Genomic DNA, 16,672 nt, shown 5'->3' with positions numbered 1-16,672 from the left:
GGATCATCCCCGTACGCCCACGGTGACGGCCCGAGATCAGTGCGGGGACATGGCCGTGACGTCGGGTGCCTGCTGCAGCAATGCCGCGGTGAGGGGGTGTTGGGGGGTGGTGAGCAGGTGGCCGGCCGGGCCTTGTTCGACGAGGTGGCCGCCGTCGAGCACGGCGATCCGGGTGGCCAGGGTCGCGGTGTCGCGGTCGTGGGTGATGAGGACCAGGGACATCTCCGGGTGGGTCCGCACAAGTTCCGCGAGGAGCGTGCGGAGCTTGCGGCGGGTGACGGTGTCCTGGCCGGAGGTGATCTCATCGCAGATCAGGACCCGGGGGCGGGCCAGCAGGGCGCGGGCCAGCGCGGCGCGCTGGAGTTCACCGCCGGAGAGCTCCGCGGGCCGGCGGCGTACGAGGTCACCGGACAGCCCGAGGGTGCTCAGGGTGAGCTCGGCCTCGGCCAGGGCCGCGGGCCGCGGAACGGCGCGCAGACGGATGGCGCTGCGCATCACCTGGCCGAGGACCGGGCGGTGTTCGTCGAACGCGGCCCGGGCATCCTGGAAGACGTACTGGACCGCGGCCAGTTGCTCGCGTGTGCGGTCGCGGAGGCTGCGGGGCAGGGCGGTGCCGTCCAGCAGGACCTCGCCGTCGTAGCTCCGGTGGAGTCCGGCCAGACAGCGGGCGAGGGTGGTCTTGCCGCTGCCGGAGCGGCCCACGACGGCCGAACAGCCGGGCGGGAGAAGCAGTTCGGGGGTGTGCAGGGCGGTGGACCTGCCGTGGCGGGCGGTGAGGCTCCGCACCTGGAGTACCGCATCCTTGGCGGCAGCCGGCCCGGAGGTGGTTTCGCCGGCCGGTGTCCCGGCATCCGTGCTCGGCGCGAGCGGGCCGTCCGACGGCTCGGCGGAGGCAGCAGGGGTGAGGAGTTCCCGGGTCCAGGAGTGCTGAGGGCGGCTCCAGAGCTGTTCCGGTGCGCCGGATTCCACGATGCGGCCGGCGCGCATGACATGGACCTCGTCGGCCAGGGCCCGGACGACATCCAGGTCGTGGCTCAGGAGCAGCACCGCGATGCCCTCGCGGGCCACGGCGGCCAGCTGGCCGGCTATCTGCTGCTTCGTCAGTGCGTCCTGGCCGGTGGTCGGTTCGTCCGCGACGACGGTGCGGGCGCCGGTCAGCAGGGCCTGGGCCAGGACCACGCGTTGCTGCTGGCCGCCGGAGAGCTGGTGGGGGTAGCGGTGCAGCAGGGTTTCGCCGTCGTGGAGCTGGGCCTGCGCGAGCGCGCGCAGGATACGTTGCCGGATCTCGGGCCGGCGGGCGCGGCGGGGCAGATGGCGTACCTGGGTGCGTGCGATGTCCTGGAGGAGGGCGGCGACCGGCCGGGCGGGGTTGAGCACGGTGGCGGGGTGCTGCGGTACGTAGCCGACGAGGGTGTCGGGGACGTGCACCTCGCCGGTCACCCTGGCGCCGGGCGGGTACTCGTGGAGCAGGGCGAGGCCGGTGGTGGTCTTGCCACTGCCGGAGGCGCCGATCAGGGCGGTGATCCGGCCGGGTGGCACCCGCAGACTCACTCCGTCGACGAGGGCGCGGCCGTCGATTTCGACGCGTAGGTCCTGGACCCGAGCGGCCTGGTCCTGGGCCTCAGGGGCCTGGTTCATGTGCACGGATCGCTCTTCTCGTCTCGCCCGGTCCCGGGGGGCGTGCTGTCGGTGGGCAGGGCTGCAGGGGTGCGGACGGGCCGCGGTGCGCGGTCCCGTTCCGGCCTTCGGTCGCGGCGGGTGAGGGCGGCGTCGAAGAGCAGGTTGGTGCCCATGGTCAACGCCATGATCAGCACGGCGGGCAGCACGACGGCCCAGGGCTGGACGAACATGCCCGTCCGGTTGCGGTCGACCATCACCGCCCAGTCGGCGGCGTCCGGTTCGGCGCCGACGCCGAGGAAGGCGGCCGTGGCGACCAGGTACAGCACACCGGTGAGCCGGACCCCGGCGTCGGCGGCGAGGGTGCGCAGGGCCGACCGGCCGACGTAGCCCACGGCCGTCCGCCACCATGTCTCGCCCTGCATCCGCAGTGCCTCGACCGCGGGCCGTGCGGCCGCTTCGGCGGTGGCGGCCCGGACGGCGCGCACGGCGTCCGGGATGTTGACCAGTGCCACCAGCAGCGCGAGTCCGCCGGCACCGGGCGTCAGGACCGCCGCCACCAGCAGAATGATCAGCAGCGACGGCACGGCGAGCAGCACGTCCAGCGGCCGCATCAACAGCTCTTCCAGCCAGCGGCGGTGGGTCAGCGCACCGATGAGGCCCAGCGGGAGCGCCACCGCGTAGGCCAGCGCCGTCGCCGCGAGGGCGGCCAGGACCACGGGGCGGCCGCCGAGCAGCACCTGCTGCCAGACGTCCCGGCCGACGAAGTCGGTACCCGCCCAGTGCCCGCCGCCGACGGTGAACGAGGGGGCCCGTGGTCCGGGCTCCCCGGCGAACAGCGGCCCGAGCAGGGCGAGGAGCAGCGGGACGGTGATGATCAGCAGCGCGAAGGTGAACCGGCCCGCTGCGGATGCCGTACGGGGGCTCATGCCGCCACCCCCGCTCGGGGCACCAGACGGTAAGTGGCCAGGTCCGCACCGAGGTTGAGGACGACGGCGGCGCAGCCGAAGACGACCGCCAGCCCCTGGATGACGGGGACATCGCGTTCCGCCACGGCGTTGATCAGGACCGTTCCGAGTCCGGGAATCACGAAGAGAGCCTCCACGACGATGACACCGCACAGCAGCCAGTCGACCGTGCGGGCGAGCTGCTGGGCGGCGGGCGCAAGGGCGTTGGGAAGGGCGTGCGCACAGCGGATGCGCGCGCCGGGGATGCCATAGCGGCGGGCCTGCGCGACATACGGCGAGGCCAGCGCGTCAATCATCCCCGCGCGGACCAGCCGGGCCAGCGAACACACCGGACGGGACAGCAGCACCAGTACGGGCAGCACCAGCGCCGCGGGGTGGGCGAGCAGATCGTCGCCGTAGCCCACGGCGGTCGGCGGCAGCCAGCCCAGGCGCAGCGCGAAGACCGTCACCAGCAGCACCCCGAAGGCGAACTCCGGTACCGCGTACACCCCCAGCGTCACCGAGCTGATGAGGCGGTCTACCAGCCGTCCTTCGTGGCGGGCGGCCAGGACGCCGAGGCCGCCCGCCAGCGGCACCAGCAGGAGCAGGGTGAGCGCGGCGAGCAGCAGGGTCGGCCCGAAGCCGTCGGCGAGGTAGGAGCTGACCGGCCGGCCCGAGGCCAGCGAACTGCCGAGGTCGCCGTGCAGCAGCCCGGCCGCCCACGCCACGAGGCGTTCGTGGGCGGGCCGGTCCAGGTGCATGGTCTCCCGGATGGCCGCGATCCGCCCGGGGTCGGGCTGGTCGCCGGCGAGCACCACCGCGGCGTCGCCGGGCAGCGCCTCGGTGAGGGCGAAAACGAGCAGGACGACGGCGACGGTCTGCCCGGCGCCGAGCAGCAGCCGCCGGGCCAGCCAGGACCGCAGACCGTTCACGCGAGCCACACCTTGTCGAAGCGGGCCCAGTCGAGCGTGTTGGCGGGCGCCTTGTGCGCCACCCCGCGGACGTTGCGGGCGGTGCCCAGGATCCAGTCGGCGAAGCCCCAGACCAGGAAGCCGCCCTCGGCGTACAGCCGGCGCTGCATGCGTGTGTACACGGCGGCCCGGTCCTGCTTGTCCTTGGTGGACTGGGCCTGCTGGTAGAGCGCGTCGAAGTCCTTGTGGTGCCACATGGTGGCGTTGGTGGTGGAGCCGGACAGCAGCCGCTGGGAGAAGTGCGACTCGATGGGCATCGCGCCGGAGCGGTAGCAGCACAGCGTTCCGGAGTCGAGGGTGTCCTGCCAGTAGCTGTCCTTGCTGCCCATCGCCACCTTCACGTGCACTCCGGCCTTGGCGGCCTGGTCACGGAAGATGGCTGCGGCCTCGGTGAACCCGGCGGCGACGGCCGAGGTGTCCAGGGTGACCCGCAGCCCGTCGGCGCCGGCCTTCTTCAGCAGGTGGCGGGCCCGGTCCAGGTCCTGCTCGCGCTGCGGCAGACCGTCCGCGTAGTACTCGTACCCCTTGCCGAACAGGTCGTTGCCGACCTCGCCGGCGCCGGAGAGCGCGCCGTCGACGAGTTCCTTGCGGTCGGCGAGGAGGAAGAACGCCTCACGCACCCGCTGGTCGTCGAACGGCGCCCGGTCGGTCTTCATCGCGAATGCCTGCATCGCACTGTTGCGCAGCCGGACGATCTCGATCTGCCCCTTGCCCTCGTGTGCGCGGGCGGTCGTCGGCGTCAGCTCGTGGGCGTACTCGACCTGGCCGCCCAGCAGGGAGTTGACGCGTGCGGACTCCTCGTTGGCGACCAGGAATTCCAGCTGGTCAAGGTAGGGCGCACCGTCCCAGTAGTCGTCGTTGCGCCGGAAGACGGCGGAGCGTCCGGGGGTGAAGGAGACGAAGCGGAAGGGGCCGCTGCCGACCGGCTTCGTGTCGAAGTCCGTCGCGCCGTCGGGGACGATATAGGCGCCGAACGCGGCCAGGAGGTTGGGGAATTCGGCGGTCGGGCGCTTCAGCGCGAACTCGACGGTGCGCGCGTCGACGGCCCGGCTCGCCTTGAGGTCGAGGGGCTCCAGCGAGGCCTTGGCGCGGTACGCCTTCTCGGGGTCGGCGATGCGGCGGAAGCTGTAGAGGACATCGCGGGCGGTGACCGGCTTGCCGTTGTGGAAGGACGCCTTGCGCAGCTTCACCGTCCAGCGGTCCAGGGCGGAGTTCGGCTCCCAGGAGGCGGCCAGCCGCGGCTCGGCGGAGAGATCGGCGCCGAAGTCGGCGAGTTTGTCGAAGAGGGCCTTGGCGCGGGCGGCGTCGGCGAAGAGATTGGCCAGGTGCGGGTCGAGGGTCTCGCTCGCGCCGCCGCCGGCGAAGGCGGCACGCAGCTTCCCACCGCGCCGGGGCTTGCCGCCGCCGTCAGCGGCGTCCCCGGAGGGGCCCGCGCAGCCGGCGAGCGCGAGCGCGCCGAGGCCGGCCACCCCGCCGGCCGCGGCGAGGAAGCCGCGGCGGCGCAGGCCGGGGAAGCGGGGGTCGGTGACGGGACCTTCGTACATGGCGGGTTTCCTTGCTGTGCGCGGGTGGGCGGAGGGGAGGTCGGGCGGGCGTCAGTTGTGCCGGGTCAGCCGGGCGACGAGGTGGAGCCGGTCCCCGTCGGCGGACTCGCCCGGCCCGGCGCCCTCGTGCCAGGCCGGGTCCGTCCGCGGCCCCGGCCCGTCGTGCAGATCGAGGACCTCGAAGCCGTGCGCGGCGAGGGCGTAGCGCAGCTCCTGGGGGAAGAGCAGCCGCCAGGCGGACCGCTGCTCGTGTGGCGGGGTGCCGTCGTCGGTGGTCCAGATGCGGGTGCGGCGCAGGAGTTGGGCGGCGCGGTCGACGTACAGCGTGGTGGTGGAGGTGTAGGCGGTGCCGCGCCAGATGAAGTCGTTGACGGCGGGGGCGTCGAGCAGTTCCGTCCGGCCGAGGAAGAAGGCGCCGTTGCGCATCTCGGCCACGAGCAGCCCGCCGGGAGCCAGGCCGCGCCGGCAGGAGGCGAGGAAGCCGTCGAGTTCGGCGTTGGTGTGGCAGTAGAGCAGGGCGCTGTCCAGGCAGACGATGGCGTCGAAGGGGCCTTCGTGGAGGTCGAAGTCGCGCAGGTCGGCTTGTACGTAGTCCGGTCCGGGGTGCTGTGTGCGGGCGTGTGCCAGCATCGCGGCGGAGAGGTCAGCGCCGACGACGGTGCGGCCCGCACCGTGCAGATAGGCGGCGTCGCGTCCGGTGCCGCAGCCGAGGTCCAGGACGCGGCTTCCCGACCGGTGCCGGCGCAGGCAGTCCTCGGCCCAGCGGCCGGCGAGCCGTTCGGCGTCGGGGAAGCGGGCCTCGTAGAGCTCCGGGTGGTCGGTCAGCAGGTTTTCGCTGTTCATATCCGTTTCCATGGGTGTGGTCAGGCCTTTTCCGCCGTGGTGGGCGCCGCCGTGGCCGGTACCGCCTCGGTTGCCTGCCCCGGCAGGCCGCGCAGCCGGTGCAGCCAGGCGACACCGGCCGCGGACAGGAGGCCGAAGCACAGGCAGCACGCCCACGGCAGCCACTGAGCACGGGCGAGTTCGCCGGTGTCCATGGCCCAGCCGACGACGTAGTTGCCCACCGCCGCGGCGATCCCGGAGACCACGTAGAAGAGTCCGAAGTAGGTGCCGGTGAGCTCGGCGCGTCCGAAGGCGGGGATCAGCTCCATCACGAACGGCTGGGCGACCATGACACCGAGGTAGAGCAGCAGTGCTCCGGCCAGTACGGGCAGTGCGCGCAGCGCGGCGTCGCCGAGTCCGCCGGAGGACGGTCCCAGGCCGGCGACGGCCATCGGCGGCACGAAGCCGAGGCCCATCAGGCCGAGTCCGGCGCTGATCCACCGGGCCCGGTCCCCGCGCTCCTTGAGTGCGCGGGTGATCCGCATCTGCAGCGCGAGGTTGGCGACGGTGCCGATGAGGAACACCAGACCGGCCGCGCCGTCCCAGCCGGTGGCCCGCCGGGCGCCGTCGGGCAGCAGCAGATACAGCTGGTTCTGCATGGTGAACATGCCGACCATGGCCAGCGCGAAGGCGAGGAAGACGCGGTTGCCGAGGACCTCGCGCCAGTCGCCGAGGACGCTGTTGGTCGCCGGGGCGACCTTGGAGGCGGGCAGCACCACGGCCTGGGCCACGGTGAGCAGTGCGAAGATCGCGGCGGCGGTGAGTGCGGAGACCCGGAAGTCGACCAGCAGCAGGGCGCTGCCGAGCAGCGGACCGATCAGGGCGCCGGTGGTCGCGAAGACGTTGAAGAGGGCGAACGCCTCGGCCTTGCGCCCGCCCGCCTCCTGCGCGAGGTAGGCCCGTACGGCGGGGTTGAACAGCGCTCCGGCCAGCCCGGAGAGTACGGACGCCGCGATGAGTACGGCCAGGCCGTCGCCGAGCGCGAAGAGGCCGAAGCCCACGGTCCGCAGTGCGCAGCCGGCGATGATGACACCGCGGGCGCCCAGCCGGTCGGCGGCCGAGCCGCCGATGAGGAACAGTCCCTGCTGGCTGAGGTTGCGGATGCCGAGGACGATCCCGACGACCGCCGCGGACATTCCCAGGTCTACGCCGAGGTGCACGGCGAGGTACGGAATGAGCAGATAGAAGCCGGTGTTGACGCCGAGCTGGTTGATCAGCAGCAGTCGGATGGCGAACGGGAATTGGCGCATCTCGTGCCAGGTCTTCACCGGTTCGCCTCCCCGTCGCTGACCGGCTCGGGCGTCTCCTGGCCCGCGCCCTCCTCCCCCGGTGGCTGTACGCCGTGACCCGGCCGTACGCCGAGGCCCGGTTCCCCGCCTGCGCGTACGGTGCCGTCCGTGCCGCCGATTCCGGTCCAGGGGTCGTGGGCGAGCAGCAGGTGGCCGTCCAGGTCCGTCCATCGGGCGCGGTCGGCGAGGTGGACGGCCGGGGCGAGGCCGAGGGTGCTGGCGGTGAGGCAGCCGAGCATCAGCGCGGTGCCGCTGCCGGCGAGCAGGTCGGCGATGCGCAGCGCCGCGGTGACCCCGCCGCACTTGGCGAGCTTGACATTGATGCCGTGCACCCGCCCGGCCAGCCGCCGGGCGTCCTCGAAGCCGACCGCGTCCTCGTCGGCGATGACCGGTAGCGGGGAGCGTTCGGCGAGTGCGGCCAGTGTCTCGGGGTCGCCGGGGGCGAGCGGCTGCTCCACCGCCTCGACGCCGAGGCCGGCATAGCGGGGCAGCAGGGTGTCGGCCAGGACGGGGCTCCAGGCGCCGTTGGGGTCGAGCAGCAGCCGGGCGTGCGGTGCGGCGTTGCGTACCGCCAGTACGCGGTCGAGGTCGTCCTCTGGGTCCGGGGCACCGGCCTTGATCTTGATGACGGAGAAACCGAGCCGGGTCAGCCGGCGCGCCTGCTCCGCGGCCGCACGGCACGAGGTGATGCCGATGGTGCGGGCGGTGGCGGCGCTCGGCGCTTCCGCTGCGCCGAGCAGCCGGTGCACGGGGAGGCCGGCGCGCTTCCCGACGAGGTCGAGCAGTGCGGACTCCACGGCCGCGGTCACCGCCGGGGGCGTGCCGGGCGCGGGCAGGTCGCCCGCGCGCAGGGCGTCGAGGGCGCTCTCGGGGGTGGCGCAGCGGGCGAGTTCCCGCGCGGCCTCGTGCAGCAGCCGGCCGAGGGTGGCGGCGTCCAGGCCGTAGTAGGTGCTGGTGACGGCTTCTCCGTAGCCACGCCGGCCTTGGTGCTCGATGGCGAGCCATACGGCGTCGCGGGCCGCCATCGTGGAGCGGGATATCCGCAGCGGCTCGGTGAGTTCGAGTCGTACGGTGCGCTGGCTGACCTTCACGGGGCTTCTTCCCAGGTGGTGGGGCGGGCGGAGTGGTGCGAGGCGGTTGTGGTGGGCGGCTGGTGGGGGCGCGCGGCCGGTCCGGGCGGGCGGGCGCCGTCCGCGGCCGGGGGCGCGAGCGGGTCGGCGACCGTCCCGCAGCGGGTCCATCCGGTCGCCTCCGCGGCCGTCGGATGCGGGATCTCGACCGGGCGGGTGGCGGCCGTGGCCAGGTCCAGGCCGTGGGCGGTGGCGAAATCGTCGTCGTAGACGCTGTTGAGGTAGCGCTGCGGCCCGTCAGGGAAGACGGTGGCGACCACGGCTCCGGGGTGGACCCTCGCGGCCCATGCGGAGACGAGGGCGACCGCGCCGGTGCTCCAGCCGCCGCTGACGAAGTTGCCGGTGGCGAGCCTGCGGCAGGCGTCGGCGGACTCGGCCGGGCCGACCCAGTGCACCTCGTCGAAGGCGTCGTAGGCGACATTGCGCGGATGGATGCTGCTGCCGAGGCCCCGCATCAGCCGGGCCCTGGCGGGCTGGCCGAAGATCGTCGAGCCGGTGGCGTCCACCCCGATCAGCCGCAGCTGCGGCCAGTGCCGGCGCAGCGGGCCGATGACACCCGCACTGTGGCCGCCGGTGCCGACACTGCACACCAGAACGTCCAAGTGGTCGAGTTCGGCGGCCATTTCGGCGGCGAGGGAGGCGTAACCGGCGACATTGTCGGGGTTGTTGTACTGGTCGGGCCAGTACGCGCCGGGCAGCTCGGCGAGCAGTTGCCGCAGCCGGGCCAGCCGGGCCGCCTGCCAGCCGCCCTCGGCCGCCGGCCGGTCGACGAGTTCGAGCCGGACCCCGTGGGTCCGCAGCAGCTGGCGCATGGACGGCTCCAGCTCGGTGTCACCGACCAGCACGACCGGATGGCCGAGCGCCTGGCCCGCGAAGGCCAGACCGATGCCGAGCGTGCCGGAGGTGGACTCCACGACGGGGGCGCCGGGCCGCAGTTGGCCGCGCTCCCTGGCACCGAGCAGCATGGACACGGCGGCCCGTGCCTTCATGCCGCCCGCGCCGAGCCCTTCGAGCTTGGCCCAGAAGCCGGGGTGCGGACAGGGGAGGTCGGCGGTGACCCGGGCGAGCGGAGTGCGGCCGAGCAGGCCGAGCAGCTCCCGGTTTCCGGTGCGATGCCGGACGGCCGTGGTCACCGGGCGGCTCCGGATGCCTCGCCGCCGTAGCGGTGGACGATGCCCGGTCCGCCGTCGAGCCAGAAGAACGGGTACGGCTCCGCACACACCGCGCTCACCCCGGAGCCGAGGAACCGCGGCAGCACCGCGCTGCCCGTCTGGGCGAACATCACCAGGGGCTTGCCGTAGCGCAGCGCATGCTCCCGCAGCGCCTCGAAGCTGCCGTTGCCCAGCGTCATCCCGGAGGCGAGCACCGCGTCGCAGTGCGCCAGCTCGGCGAGCGCGTCGGTGCGGACCGGCTCGCCCCACTCCGTCGTGCCGCCCTTGAGGTCGCAGGGCACATACGACAGTTCGCGCTCACGGAGCGCCTCCAGCAGCGAGTTGACCACGCCGATCACGAGCACCCGGGCGCCCGGCGCGGCGTCGACCAGTCCGGCGACGGCCCGTGCCCTGGCCCGGGACTTCCGCAGGGACGACCCGGCCGGCAGCGACCAGGACCGGGCGCCGTTCGCCGGCGTGTGCGGGAGGACGTGCATCAGATAGGTGTCGAGGGCCGCCACCCGCACCGGGCGCAGTTCATGCGCCAGGAGGCGGGCCAGGTCCGCGCCGACGCAGTCCTCGATCGCGGCGTCCGGCAGCTCACCGGGCTCCACCGCGCACGAGCCGACCGCCGCGGCCAGCCGCAGGCTCAGCACTTCGTTGCGGTAGCCGCCGCTGCGGCCCTCGTGGCGTACGGCCTGCCGGGTGCTGAAGGCGACGGCGACCCGCTGGGTACGCGGGTCGGGCCCGAAGTCACCGCTGAGGACCCGGGCCACGAGGTCGTCGTACGAAGCGGCGGGGGCGGGAAGGTGGGTGGTGGGGGTGGTCATCGGCTCACCACCCGCGGGCGCAGCTCGGACAGCAGCGCTTCGACGTGCCGGCGCGCGGCCGGGCCCTCGGCGTCGCCGGCCATGACATGCCCCAGGTACTCGTTGTTGCTGCCGGCCTCCTTGACCGTCCTGCCGGGCTCGGCGAGCTGGACTTCGAGTACTCCCGGCGCCTTCCGCACGAGGTCTGCGCCGTCGATCTCCGCCAGCACGCCCGTGGACTGCGAGACGAGGAAGCCGATCGCGGCGCTGCGCAGCCCGGTGTCCCGTATGCGCAGGTCGGGCCGCTCTCCTCGGGCCAGGTCCACCGCGGCAGCGGCGATGTCGACGCCGGTGACATGGCGGATCAGTTCGGTGATGCGGTTGCCCGCGGGGCGGGGGTTGACCTCGATCAGCCGCGGTCCGTCGGGTGTCAGCTTGATCTCCGTGTGCGCCACGAGGCCGTCGAGCCCGAGGGCCTCGATCGCCTGGCGGGCCGTCTCCCCGGCCGCTGCCGTATCGGCGGCGGAGAGCGGGGCGGGGAACATATGGCCGGTCTCGATGAAGGCCGGCGCCCCGCCGATGCTCTTGTCGGTCACCCCGACCACCTCGGTGCCGCCGTCGAACGTCACGGTCTCGACGCTGACTTCGGGGCCGTGGAGCAGCTCTTCGAGGAGGACCACGGGCGCCCGGCGCTGGCCGCGGGCGTTGACGGGGAAGCCGTCGAGGGCGCGGTAGGCGCGGGCCAGCTCCGCTTCGTCGTCGACGCGCCGTACGAACATGCCCGCGCACAGGTCGACGGGCTTGAGCACCAGCGGATAGCCGATCTCCGCCGCCGCGGCGGCAGCTTCGGACCGGTCCGAGCAGACCGCGAACCGCGGACCGGGGAGCCCGGCGGCGGCGAGCACCTGCCGGGTCGTGTCCTTGCGACAGGCGTTCTCGACCGCTTCGGGCGCCGGACCGGGCAGTCCGAGGCGGCCGGCGATCCGCGCGACGGCCGGGAGGTAGTAGTCGCAGGAGGTGATCACGCCGTCGAAGCCGAGCGCGGGGTGCAGCCGCTCGACGTACGGCAGCAGGGTTTCGAGGTCGTTGGTGTCGGCGGTCAGCACATTGCGGGCGCCGAGCAGCGGGTGGGCGGCGCCCTCGGGCGCGGAACGCAGGTAGTGGTGCAGGTCGCGGGTGAGAAAGGTGAACTCGTGTCCGCCCTCACGGATCGCACGCGGGAGCAGCCTGCTCATCGCTCCGACCCAGCTCTCGACCATCAGCAGATGAGCCACGGTTTCCCTTCTTCGCAGCATTGTCCGGCCGTTGTTGCGGCGGTACTTGACGGAGCGGTGGCCCCTTGGCGAGGGCCGTCCGGCTTGACCGGGCCACACTGTAAACGATAATCATTTTCACTACCAAGTCCTGCGGCATCCTCCGCCGCACTCCTGAATGCGAGACCTGTGATTCCTGCCGTACGCCGCACGGGCCTGCTCTGCGCCCTGACGGCCACCGCCGCCCTGCTCCCGGCCGCCCCCGCGCCCGCTGCTCCCCCGCCACCGGCTCTCCGCTTCGGCGCCTGTCCGGACTCCGTACCGGCCCCGCCCGCACCCGACCGCGTCGAATGCGGCCGGCTGAGCGTCCCGCTCGACCGGAGCCACCCGCACGGCAAGCACCTCGACATCGCCGTGTCCCGGGTCCGCGCCTCCGGACCGGCCTCCGAGCGGCGCGGCGTCCTGCTGGTCAACCCGGGCGGGCCCGGCGGTTCGGGCCTCCCCTACGCGGTGACCAAGCGCGCCAAACTGCCGGAGCGGGTGCGGCGTTCGTACGACGTGATCGGCTTTGACCCGCGCGGCACCGGTGCGAGCGCGCCCGCGGACTGCGGCCCGATGGGCGGCCTCTTCGACAGCCCGGGGCAGGACCCGGTGCCGGCGGGGCGGACCGCCGAGCAGGCATACCTCGACGGACTGCGGCGGACCGCGGACGACTGCGCCCAGCACGTCAAGGACGCACTGCCGCATCTGTCGACCACCGAGACCGCCCGCGACATGGACGCCATACGGGAGGCGCTCGGTGAGCGCCGGATCGGCTATCTCGGTGTCTCCTACGGCAGCTACCTCGGGGCCGCCTACGCCGCCCAATTCCCGCACCGGGTGGGCCGGATGGTGCTGGACAGCGTCGTCGGCCCCGGGGAGTGGTACGACTTCGACCTGCTCCAGAGCCGGGCGCTGGTGCGTCAGCGGGCGGTGTTCTTCGCCTGGGCGGCCCGGCACGAGAAGCGCTTCGGCCTCGGTGCGGACGGGGCAGCGGTCCGCGCCGCGTACCAGCGGGTCCGGGACGGTCTCGCCGAACGCCCCGTGGACGGCTTCGGGGCGGCGGAGTTCGACCGCGCCGTGTACCGGGCGCTGGGCCGCACCGAACGCTGGGCGGGCCTCGCCGACGGTCTGCGCACCTATATGCGCGACGGCACCACCGGCCCGCTGCGCCCGGCAGAGCCCTTCGACGGCGCCGCGTCACGTACGTTCGAAGCCGCCAACCGCACGGTCAAGTGCGCGGACGGACCGGCGCCCTCGCCCGCCCGGGTCGTCGCCGACATCCGGCGGATGCGGCAGCTCGACCCGCAGCCGGTGCTCACCGGGATGGAGGCCTCGGTGTGCGCGTACTGGCACCACCGGCCCGCGCACAGTACGCCGCTCGGCAGCCCCGACGCGCCACCGGTCCTGCTGATCGCCTCCGAGCACGACCCCGTCACCCCCATCGAGGGCGCCCGGGCACTGCAGCGGCGGCTGCCCGGCTCCCGTCTGGTCTCCCTCCACGACGACTACTCGCACGGGGTGTTCGCCAGCCGGGGCAACGGCTGTGTGGACGAGACCGCCGCGGCCTATCTGACCGACGGAACCGTGCCGCGCGCCGATGTGCACTGCACCGGGCCCGGACTGCCCACACCGTGAGCCTCGACAGCTCAAATTCCGGGCAGCCGTGGGGAGTTCGGACATCCTGACGCGCCACCCGAACGTCACACAGCAGGAGTCCGCGCGCCGGTGAGGCTACTTCTTCCCGGGGGCCACGGCCGCAAGAGCGTCGACGCTGCCGGACATGATCGTCGGGAGGTGCGCGGTGAGGTGCTCGACCGGCCAGTCCCACCAGGCCAGCGCCAGGAGGCGGGCGATGTCCGCGTCGTCGAAGCGGCGCCGGATCAGCCGGGCCGGGTTCCCGCCGACGATCCCGTAGTCCGGGACATCCTCGACGACCACGGCCCCGGACGCGATCACCGCGCCATGACCGATGCGGACCCCCGGCATCACCATGGCGCGGTATCCGAACCAGACATCGTTGCCGACCACGGTGTCCCCCCGGCCGGGCAGGCCGGTGATCAGCTCGAAGTGTTCGGCCCAGGAGCCGCCCATGATGGGGAACGGGAACGTGGAGGGGCCGTCCATACGGTGGTTGGCACCGTTCATGACGAACCGCACCCCCTCCCCCAGCGCACAGAACTTCCCGATGACCAGCCTCTCCGGCCCGTAGTGATAGAGCACATTGCGGGTCTCGAACGCCGTCGGATCGTCCGGGTCGTCGTAGTAGGAGAACTCCCCGACCTCGATCAGCGGCGAGGTCACCAAGGGCTTCAGCAGCACCACACGCGACTGCCCTGGCATCGGGTGCACCACGGTCGGATCAGCAGGAACAGCAGGCATCACGCATCAGCTTTCTCTCACACCGCGCGGACCGGACCCTCCCATGATCACCATGTCCGCCGTGCCGATCCACCGACTTTCGCCGTTCGCACGGAGCCGCGGCGCTGTCCTGCCGAGCCGCCGGAGCGTTCCTCCTGCCCCTCCCGCGGGCCGGGCCGCCGGGTGAGCGCCGCGCGGATGCGTCGGTGGCGCGGTGCCGGAGCTACGACCGGCCGCGAGGCTTGCCGCGCCGGCCGCCCTTGGGCCCGCCGGAACCGCTCCGCGGATTCCTGCCGGCCGGTTTGCCAGCTGTCTTGCCTGTTGTCTTGCCTGCTGTCTTGCCTGCCGCGGGCTTCCGCCGGGCGCCGCCCGCCTCGGGGCGCTTGCTCTTCGGCTGTGCCGGGGCCGGGGCCTGCGCGCGCCCCCGTGTGCTGTTCACGGTCCGCCCGCGGACGATCCCGATGAAGTCCTCCACCAGGTCGGTGGTCTCTTCCTGCAGCCAGGACAGCGCAATGCGCGACGCGGGGGCGTCCGTAACCGGCCGGTAGGTGAGGTCCTTGCGGTGGTGCAGACGGGCGAGTGACTGCGGGACCACGAGGAGCCCCACCCCTGCCGCCACCAGCTCGATGGCGTCCGCCGTCGTGGCCGGGCGCTCATTCGCGGGCCGTCCCGGCCGGCGCTCCCAGTCGAGGGTCTCGTCGAGCGGGTGCAGCACGATCTCGTCGGCCAGGTCCTCGGCAGCCACCTCCTCGACCGCCGTCACGAGGTGGTCCTTCGGGACCACGACCACGGTCGTCTCGGTGTAGAGCGGAATCGCCGCGAGATCCGTCCGGTCGACCGGCAACCGCACAAAGCCCGCGTCGGCGCCACCGTCCCGCAACAGCTCACAGGCTTCGGTGGCGGGCACCGCGATCAGGGTCAGTGGGACGTCGGGCAGCCGCTCGTTCCAGATCCGCACCCACTTCGTGGGCGTCACTCCCGGGACATAGGCGAGCCGGAACGACGGGGATGCTTCCGAGCTTGTCACGCCCGCCAGGTTACCGGTCGTGGTCGGAGGTAGCGCACATGCTCGATACCCTTGACACCATGAAGTCGCACCAGACCCCCCAGACGATGAAGCCCGCGACCGCGGCGAAGAAGCTGGGTGTGTACCTCGAGGCCACCCCCACCGAGTTCCAGGAGGGTGTCGTCTCGCGCACCGAGTTGAACGCACTGCAGGCCGATCCGCCCGAGTGGCTGCTGGAACTGCGACGCAACGGCCCGCACCCCCGGCCGGTGGTCGCGGCGAAGCTGGGCGTCTCCATCTCCGGTCTCGCCCGCGCCGGTGTCACGGAGGCTCTCACCACGGAGCAGATTGACGCGCTGAAGGAGGAAAGCCCCGAGTGGCTGCAGCGGGAGCGCGCCACCCAGGCCGAGGTCCGCAAGGAAGCCGTGCGGATCAAGGAGAAGAACGCGGAGCGCGGCGAGCAGCCCGGCCGCCCGAACTCCTGACTCTGCCCCTGAACGATGCCGGCCGCGGGCGCGCGGGTTCGTACCTGCCCGCCCGGCCCGGCCAGGCGGGCGGCGCACTCCACCCGTAGCCGACCGTCACGAGTAGCCGGCCGTCACGAGCGCGACACCCTGCGCGAGACCGGTCACTCGAATCGCGAAGGGTCTCCCGCCCCTCGGCGGACGATTTCGACATCGCCGCCGGAGAAGTCGATGACCGTGGTCGGCTCGGTGCCGCAGTCGCCCGAGTCGAGCACGGCGTCCACCACGTGGTCGAGCCGTTCCTTGATCTCCCACCCCTGCGTCATCGGCTCCTCCTCGTCGGGCAGGAGCAGGGTGCTGGAGAGCAGCGGCTCACCGAGGTCGGCGAGCAGGGCCTGCGGGACGACATGGTCCGGGATCCGCACGCCGACCGTCTTCTTCTTCGGGTGCAGCAGCTGGCGCGGCACCTCCTTCGTCGCGGGAAGGATGAAGGTGTAACTGCCGGGTGTGGCTGCCTTGATCGCGCGGAACACGTCATTATCGATGTGCACGAACTGACCCAGCTGCGAAAAGTTCTGGCACACGAGGGTGAAGTGGTGACGGTCGTCGAGGTTGCGGATCGACCGGATCCGGTCGATGCCGCTGCGACTGCCCAACTGGCATCCCAGTGCAAAGCAGGAGTCCGTCGGGTATGCGATGAGCGCGCCGGAGCGGATGCTGTCGGCCACAGTGCTGATGGTGCGCCGCTGAGGATTCTCGGGGTGCACGTCGAAATACTTCGCCATCCGTCGAGCGTACGTGATCAGGACTCCCGCGCCCGGATGGGCGGGATGCCGCTGCCCCGCGGAGGGCGCCCGGAGAGCGTGTCCCGTGGCCGCGGCATCAGCCGGGTCACCGCCCGAGCAGCAGCCGGGCGATCGCGAGCTGCTCCTGGTCCAGCTCGTCCTCCTCGTCCTCGATGTTCCACAGCAGGTTCTGCAGGGCCCGCCCCAGCGTCCATGCGGCCGCCCGCTGCCGGTCGAGGCCCAGCACCTCGGTCATCAGGTCGAAGCGGTAGCGCACTTCGGACGGGTCGAAGTCATGGGAGAGCGCGGGCATCAGCTCGAAGCCCGGGTCGCCGGCCAGCGGCTTGGGGATTCTGGCGAAGTACGCGTGGAGCGGCGGTGCGACCGGCCAGGCGGAGCTCGCTCGGGCGATGGTCCGGGATGG

15 protein-coding genes and 1 pseudogene are annotated in these 16,672 nt (G+C 72.8%); 2 read left to right on the top strand and 14 right to left on the bottom strand.

Annotation, left to right across the window (positions count from 1 at the left end):
* Window positions 1-36: 36 nt before the first annotated feature.
* The 10 genes from AB0C46_RS02175 to AB0C46_RS02130 are packed head-to-tail and all read right to left on the bottom strand — an operon-like array spanning window position 37 to window position 11,614.
* A complete protein-coding gene (locus AB0C46_RS02175) occupies window positions 37-1,638 on the bottom strand; it encodes an ATP-binding cassette domain-containing protein (protein ID WP_362824982.1) in 1,602 nt (533 codons plus the stop codon).
* Entirely contained in the window at window positions 1,635-2,546 is a 912-nt protein-coding gene (locus AB0C46_RS02170; protein WP_362824980.1) for an ABC transporter permease subunit, read from the bottom strand. The genes AB0C46_RS02175 and AB0C46_RS02170 overlap by 4 nt, the downstream gene beginning before the upstream one ends.
* The gene (locus tag AB0C46_RS02165; protein ID WP_362824978.1) at window positions 2,543-3,496 is read right to left on the bottom strand and encodes an ABC transporter permease; all 954 of its coding nucleotides are present in this window, start codon (window positions 3,494-3,496) and stop codon (window positions 2,543-2,545) included. Before AB0C46_RS02165 ends, AB0C46_RS02170 begins: the two co-directional genes overlap by 4 nt.
* Entirely contained in the window at window positions 3,493-5,079 is a 1,587-nt protein-coding gene (locus tag AB0C46_RS02160) for an ABC transporter substrate-binding protein (RefSeq protein ID WP_362824976.1), read from the bottom strand. Before AB0C46_RS02160 ends, AB0C46_RS02165 begins: the two co-directional genes overlap by 4 nt.
* Before the next feature lie 51 nt (window positions 5,080-5,130).
* Window positions 5,131-5,922 (bottom strand): class I SAM-dependent methyltransferase, encoded by a 792-nt coding sequence (locus AB0C46_RS02155; protein WP_362824975.1) that lies wholly within the window; start codon window positions 5,920-5,922, stop codon window positions 5,131-5,133.
* A gap of 20 nt (window positions 5,923-5,942) precedes the next feature.
* Window positions 5,943-7,229, bottom strand: a complete 1,287-nt coding sequence (locus AB0C46_RS02150) for an MFS transporter (RefSeq protein WP_362824973.1) — start codon at window positions 7,227-7,229, stop codon at window positions 5,943-5,945.
* Window positions 7,226-8,341, bottom strand: coding sequence for a dipeptide epimerase (locus tag AB0C46_RS02145; protein WP_362824972.1), 1,116 nt, complete (start codon window positions 8,339-8,341; stop codon window positions 7,226-7,228). Before AB0C46_RS02145 ends, AB0C46_RS02150 begins: the two co-directional genes overlap by 4 nt.
* The gene (locus AB0C46_RS02140) at window positions 8,338-9,513 is read right to left on the bottom strand and encodes a pyridoxal-phosphate dependent enzyme (protein ID WP_362824970.1); all 1,176 of its coding nucleotides are present in this window, start codon (window positions 9,511-9,513) and stop codon (window positions 8,338-8,340) included. The genes AB0C46_RS02145 and AB0C46_RS02140 overlap by 4 nt, the downstream gene beginning before the upstream one ends.
* Window positions 9,510-10,361 (bottom strand): DUF364 domain-containing protein, encoded by an 852-nt coding sequence (locus tag AB0C46_RS02135; protein ID WP_362824969.1) that lies wholly within the window; start codon window positions 10,359-10,361, stop codon window positions 9,510-9,512. Before AB0C46_RS02135 ends, AB0C46_RS02140 begins: the two co-directional genes overlap by 4 nt.
* Window positions 10,358-11,614, bottom strand: coding sequence for an ATP-grasp domain-containing protein (locus AB0C46_RS02130; RefSeq protein WP_362824967.1), 1,257 nt, complete (start codon window positions 11,612-11,614; stop codon window positions 10,358-10,360). The genes AB0C46_RS02135 and AB0C46_RS02130 overlap by 4 nt, the downstream gene beginning before the upstream one ends.
* Before the next feature lie 168 nt (window positions 11,615-11,782).
* Here AB0C46_RS02130 and AB0C46_RS02125 point away from each other — a divergent pair, with 168 nt between their 5' ends.
* The gene (locus AB0C46_RS02125; RefSeq protein WP_362824966.1) at window positions 11,783-13,270 is read left to right on the top strand and encodes an alpha/beta hydrolase; all 1,488 of its coding nucleotides are present in this window, start codon (window positions 11,783-11,785) and stop codon (window positions 13,268-13,270) included.
* 96 nt (window positions 13,271-13,366) lie between these two features.
* On the opposite strand, the gene AB0C46_RS02120 is transcribed toward AB0C46_RS02125, so the two are convergent.
* Window positions 13,367-14,014, bottom strand: coding sequence for a CatB-related O-acetyltransferase (locus AB0C46_RS02120; RefSeq protein WP_362824964.1), 648 nt, complete (start codon window positions 14,012-14,014; stop codon window positions 13,367-13,369).
* 202 nt (window positions 14,015-14,216) lie between these two features.
* The gene (locus AB0C46_RS02115) at window positions 14,217-15,020 is read right to left on the bottom strand and encodes a LysR family substrate-binding domain-containing protein (RefSeq protein WP_362824962.1); all 804 of its coding nucleotides are present in this window, start codon (window positions 15,018-15,020) and stop codon (window positions 14,217-14,219) included.
* Window positions 15,021-15,079: 59 nt separating this feature from the next.
* On the opposite strand from AB0C46_RS02115, the gene AB0C46_RS02110 reads away from it, so the two are divergent.
* Window positions 15,080-15,484 carry a DUF5997 family protein gene (locus AB0C46_RS02110; protein WP_362824961.1) on the top strand — a complete coding sequence of 135 codons (405 nt, stop codon included), beginning with the start codon at window positions 15,080-15,082 and terminating at the stop codon, window positions 15,482-15,484.
* 143 nt (window positions 15,485-15,627) lie between these two features.
* Here AB0C46_RS02110 and AB0C46_RS02105 read toward each other — a convergent pair whose 3' ends face one another.
* Together AB0C46_RS02105 and AB0C46_RS02100 are read right to left on the bottom strand one after the other, a co-directional pair.
* Window positions 15,628-16,248 (bottom strand): L-threonylcarbamoyladenylate synthase, encoded by a 621-nt coding sequence (locus AB0C46_RS02105; RefSeq protein ID WP_362824959.1) that lies wholly within the window; start codon window positions 16,246-16,248, stop codon window positions 15,628-15,630.
* Between the two features lie 106 nt (window positions 16,249-16,354).
* Window positions 16,355-16,597 (bottom strand): annotated as a pseudogene (locus AB0C46_RS02100) (hydroxyurea phosphotransferase); the annotation flags it as partial.
* Window positions 16,598-16,672 lie beyond the last annotated feature (75 nt).

Origin of the sequence: Streptomyces sp. NPDC048637 (assembly GCF_040650675.1) — a bacterium.
Classification (GTDB): Bacteria; Actinomycetota; Actinomycetes; order Streptomycetales; family Streptomycetaceae; genus Streptomyces.
The sequence above is the reverse complement of the archived record's forward strand: the minus strand, read 5'-3'. Positions and strand labels throughout refer to the sequence as shown.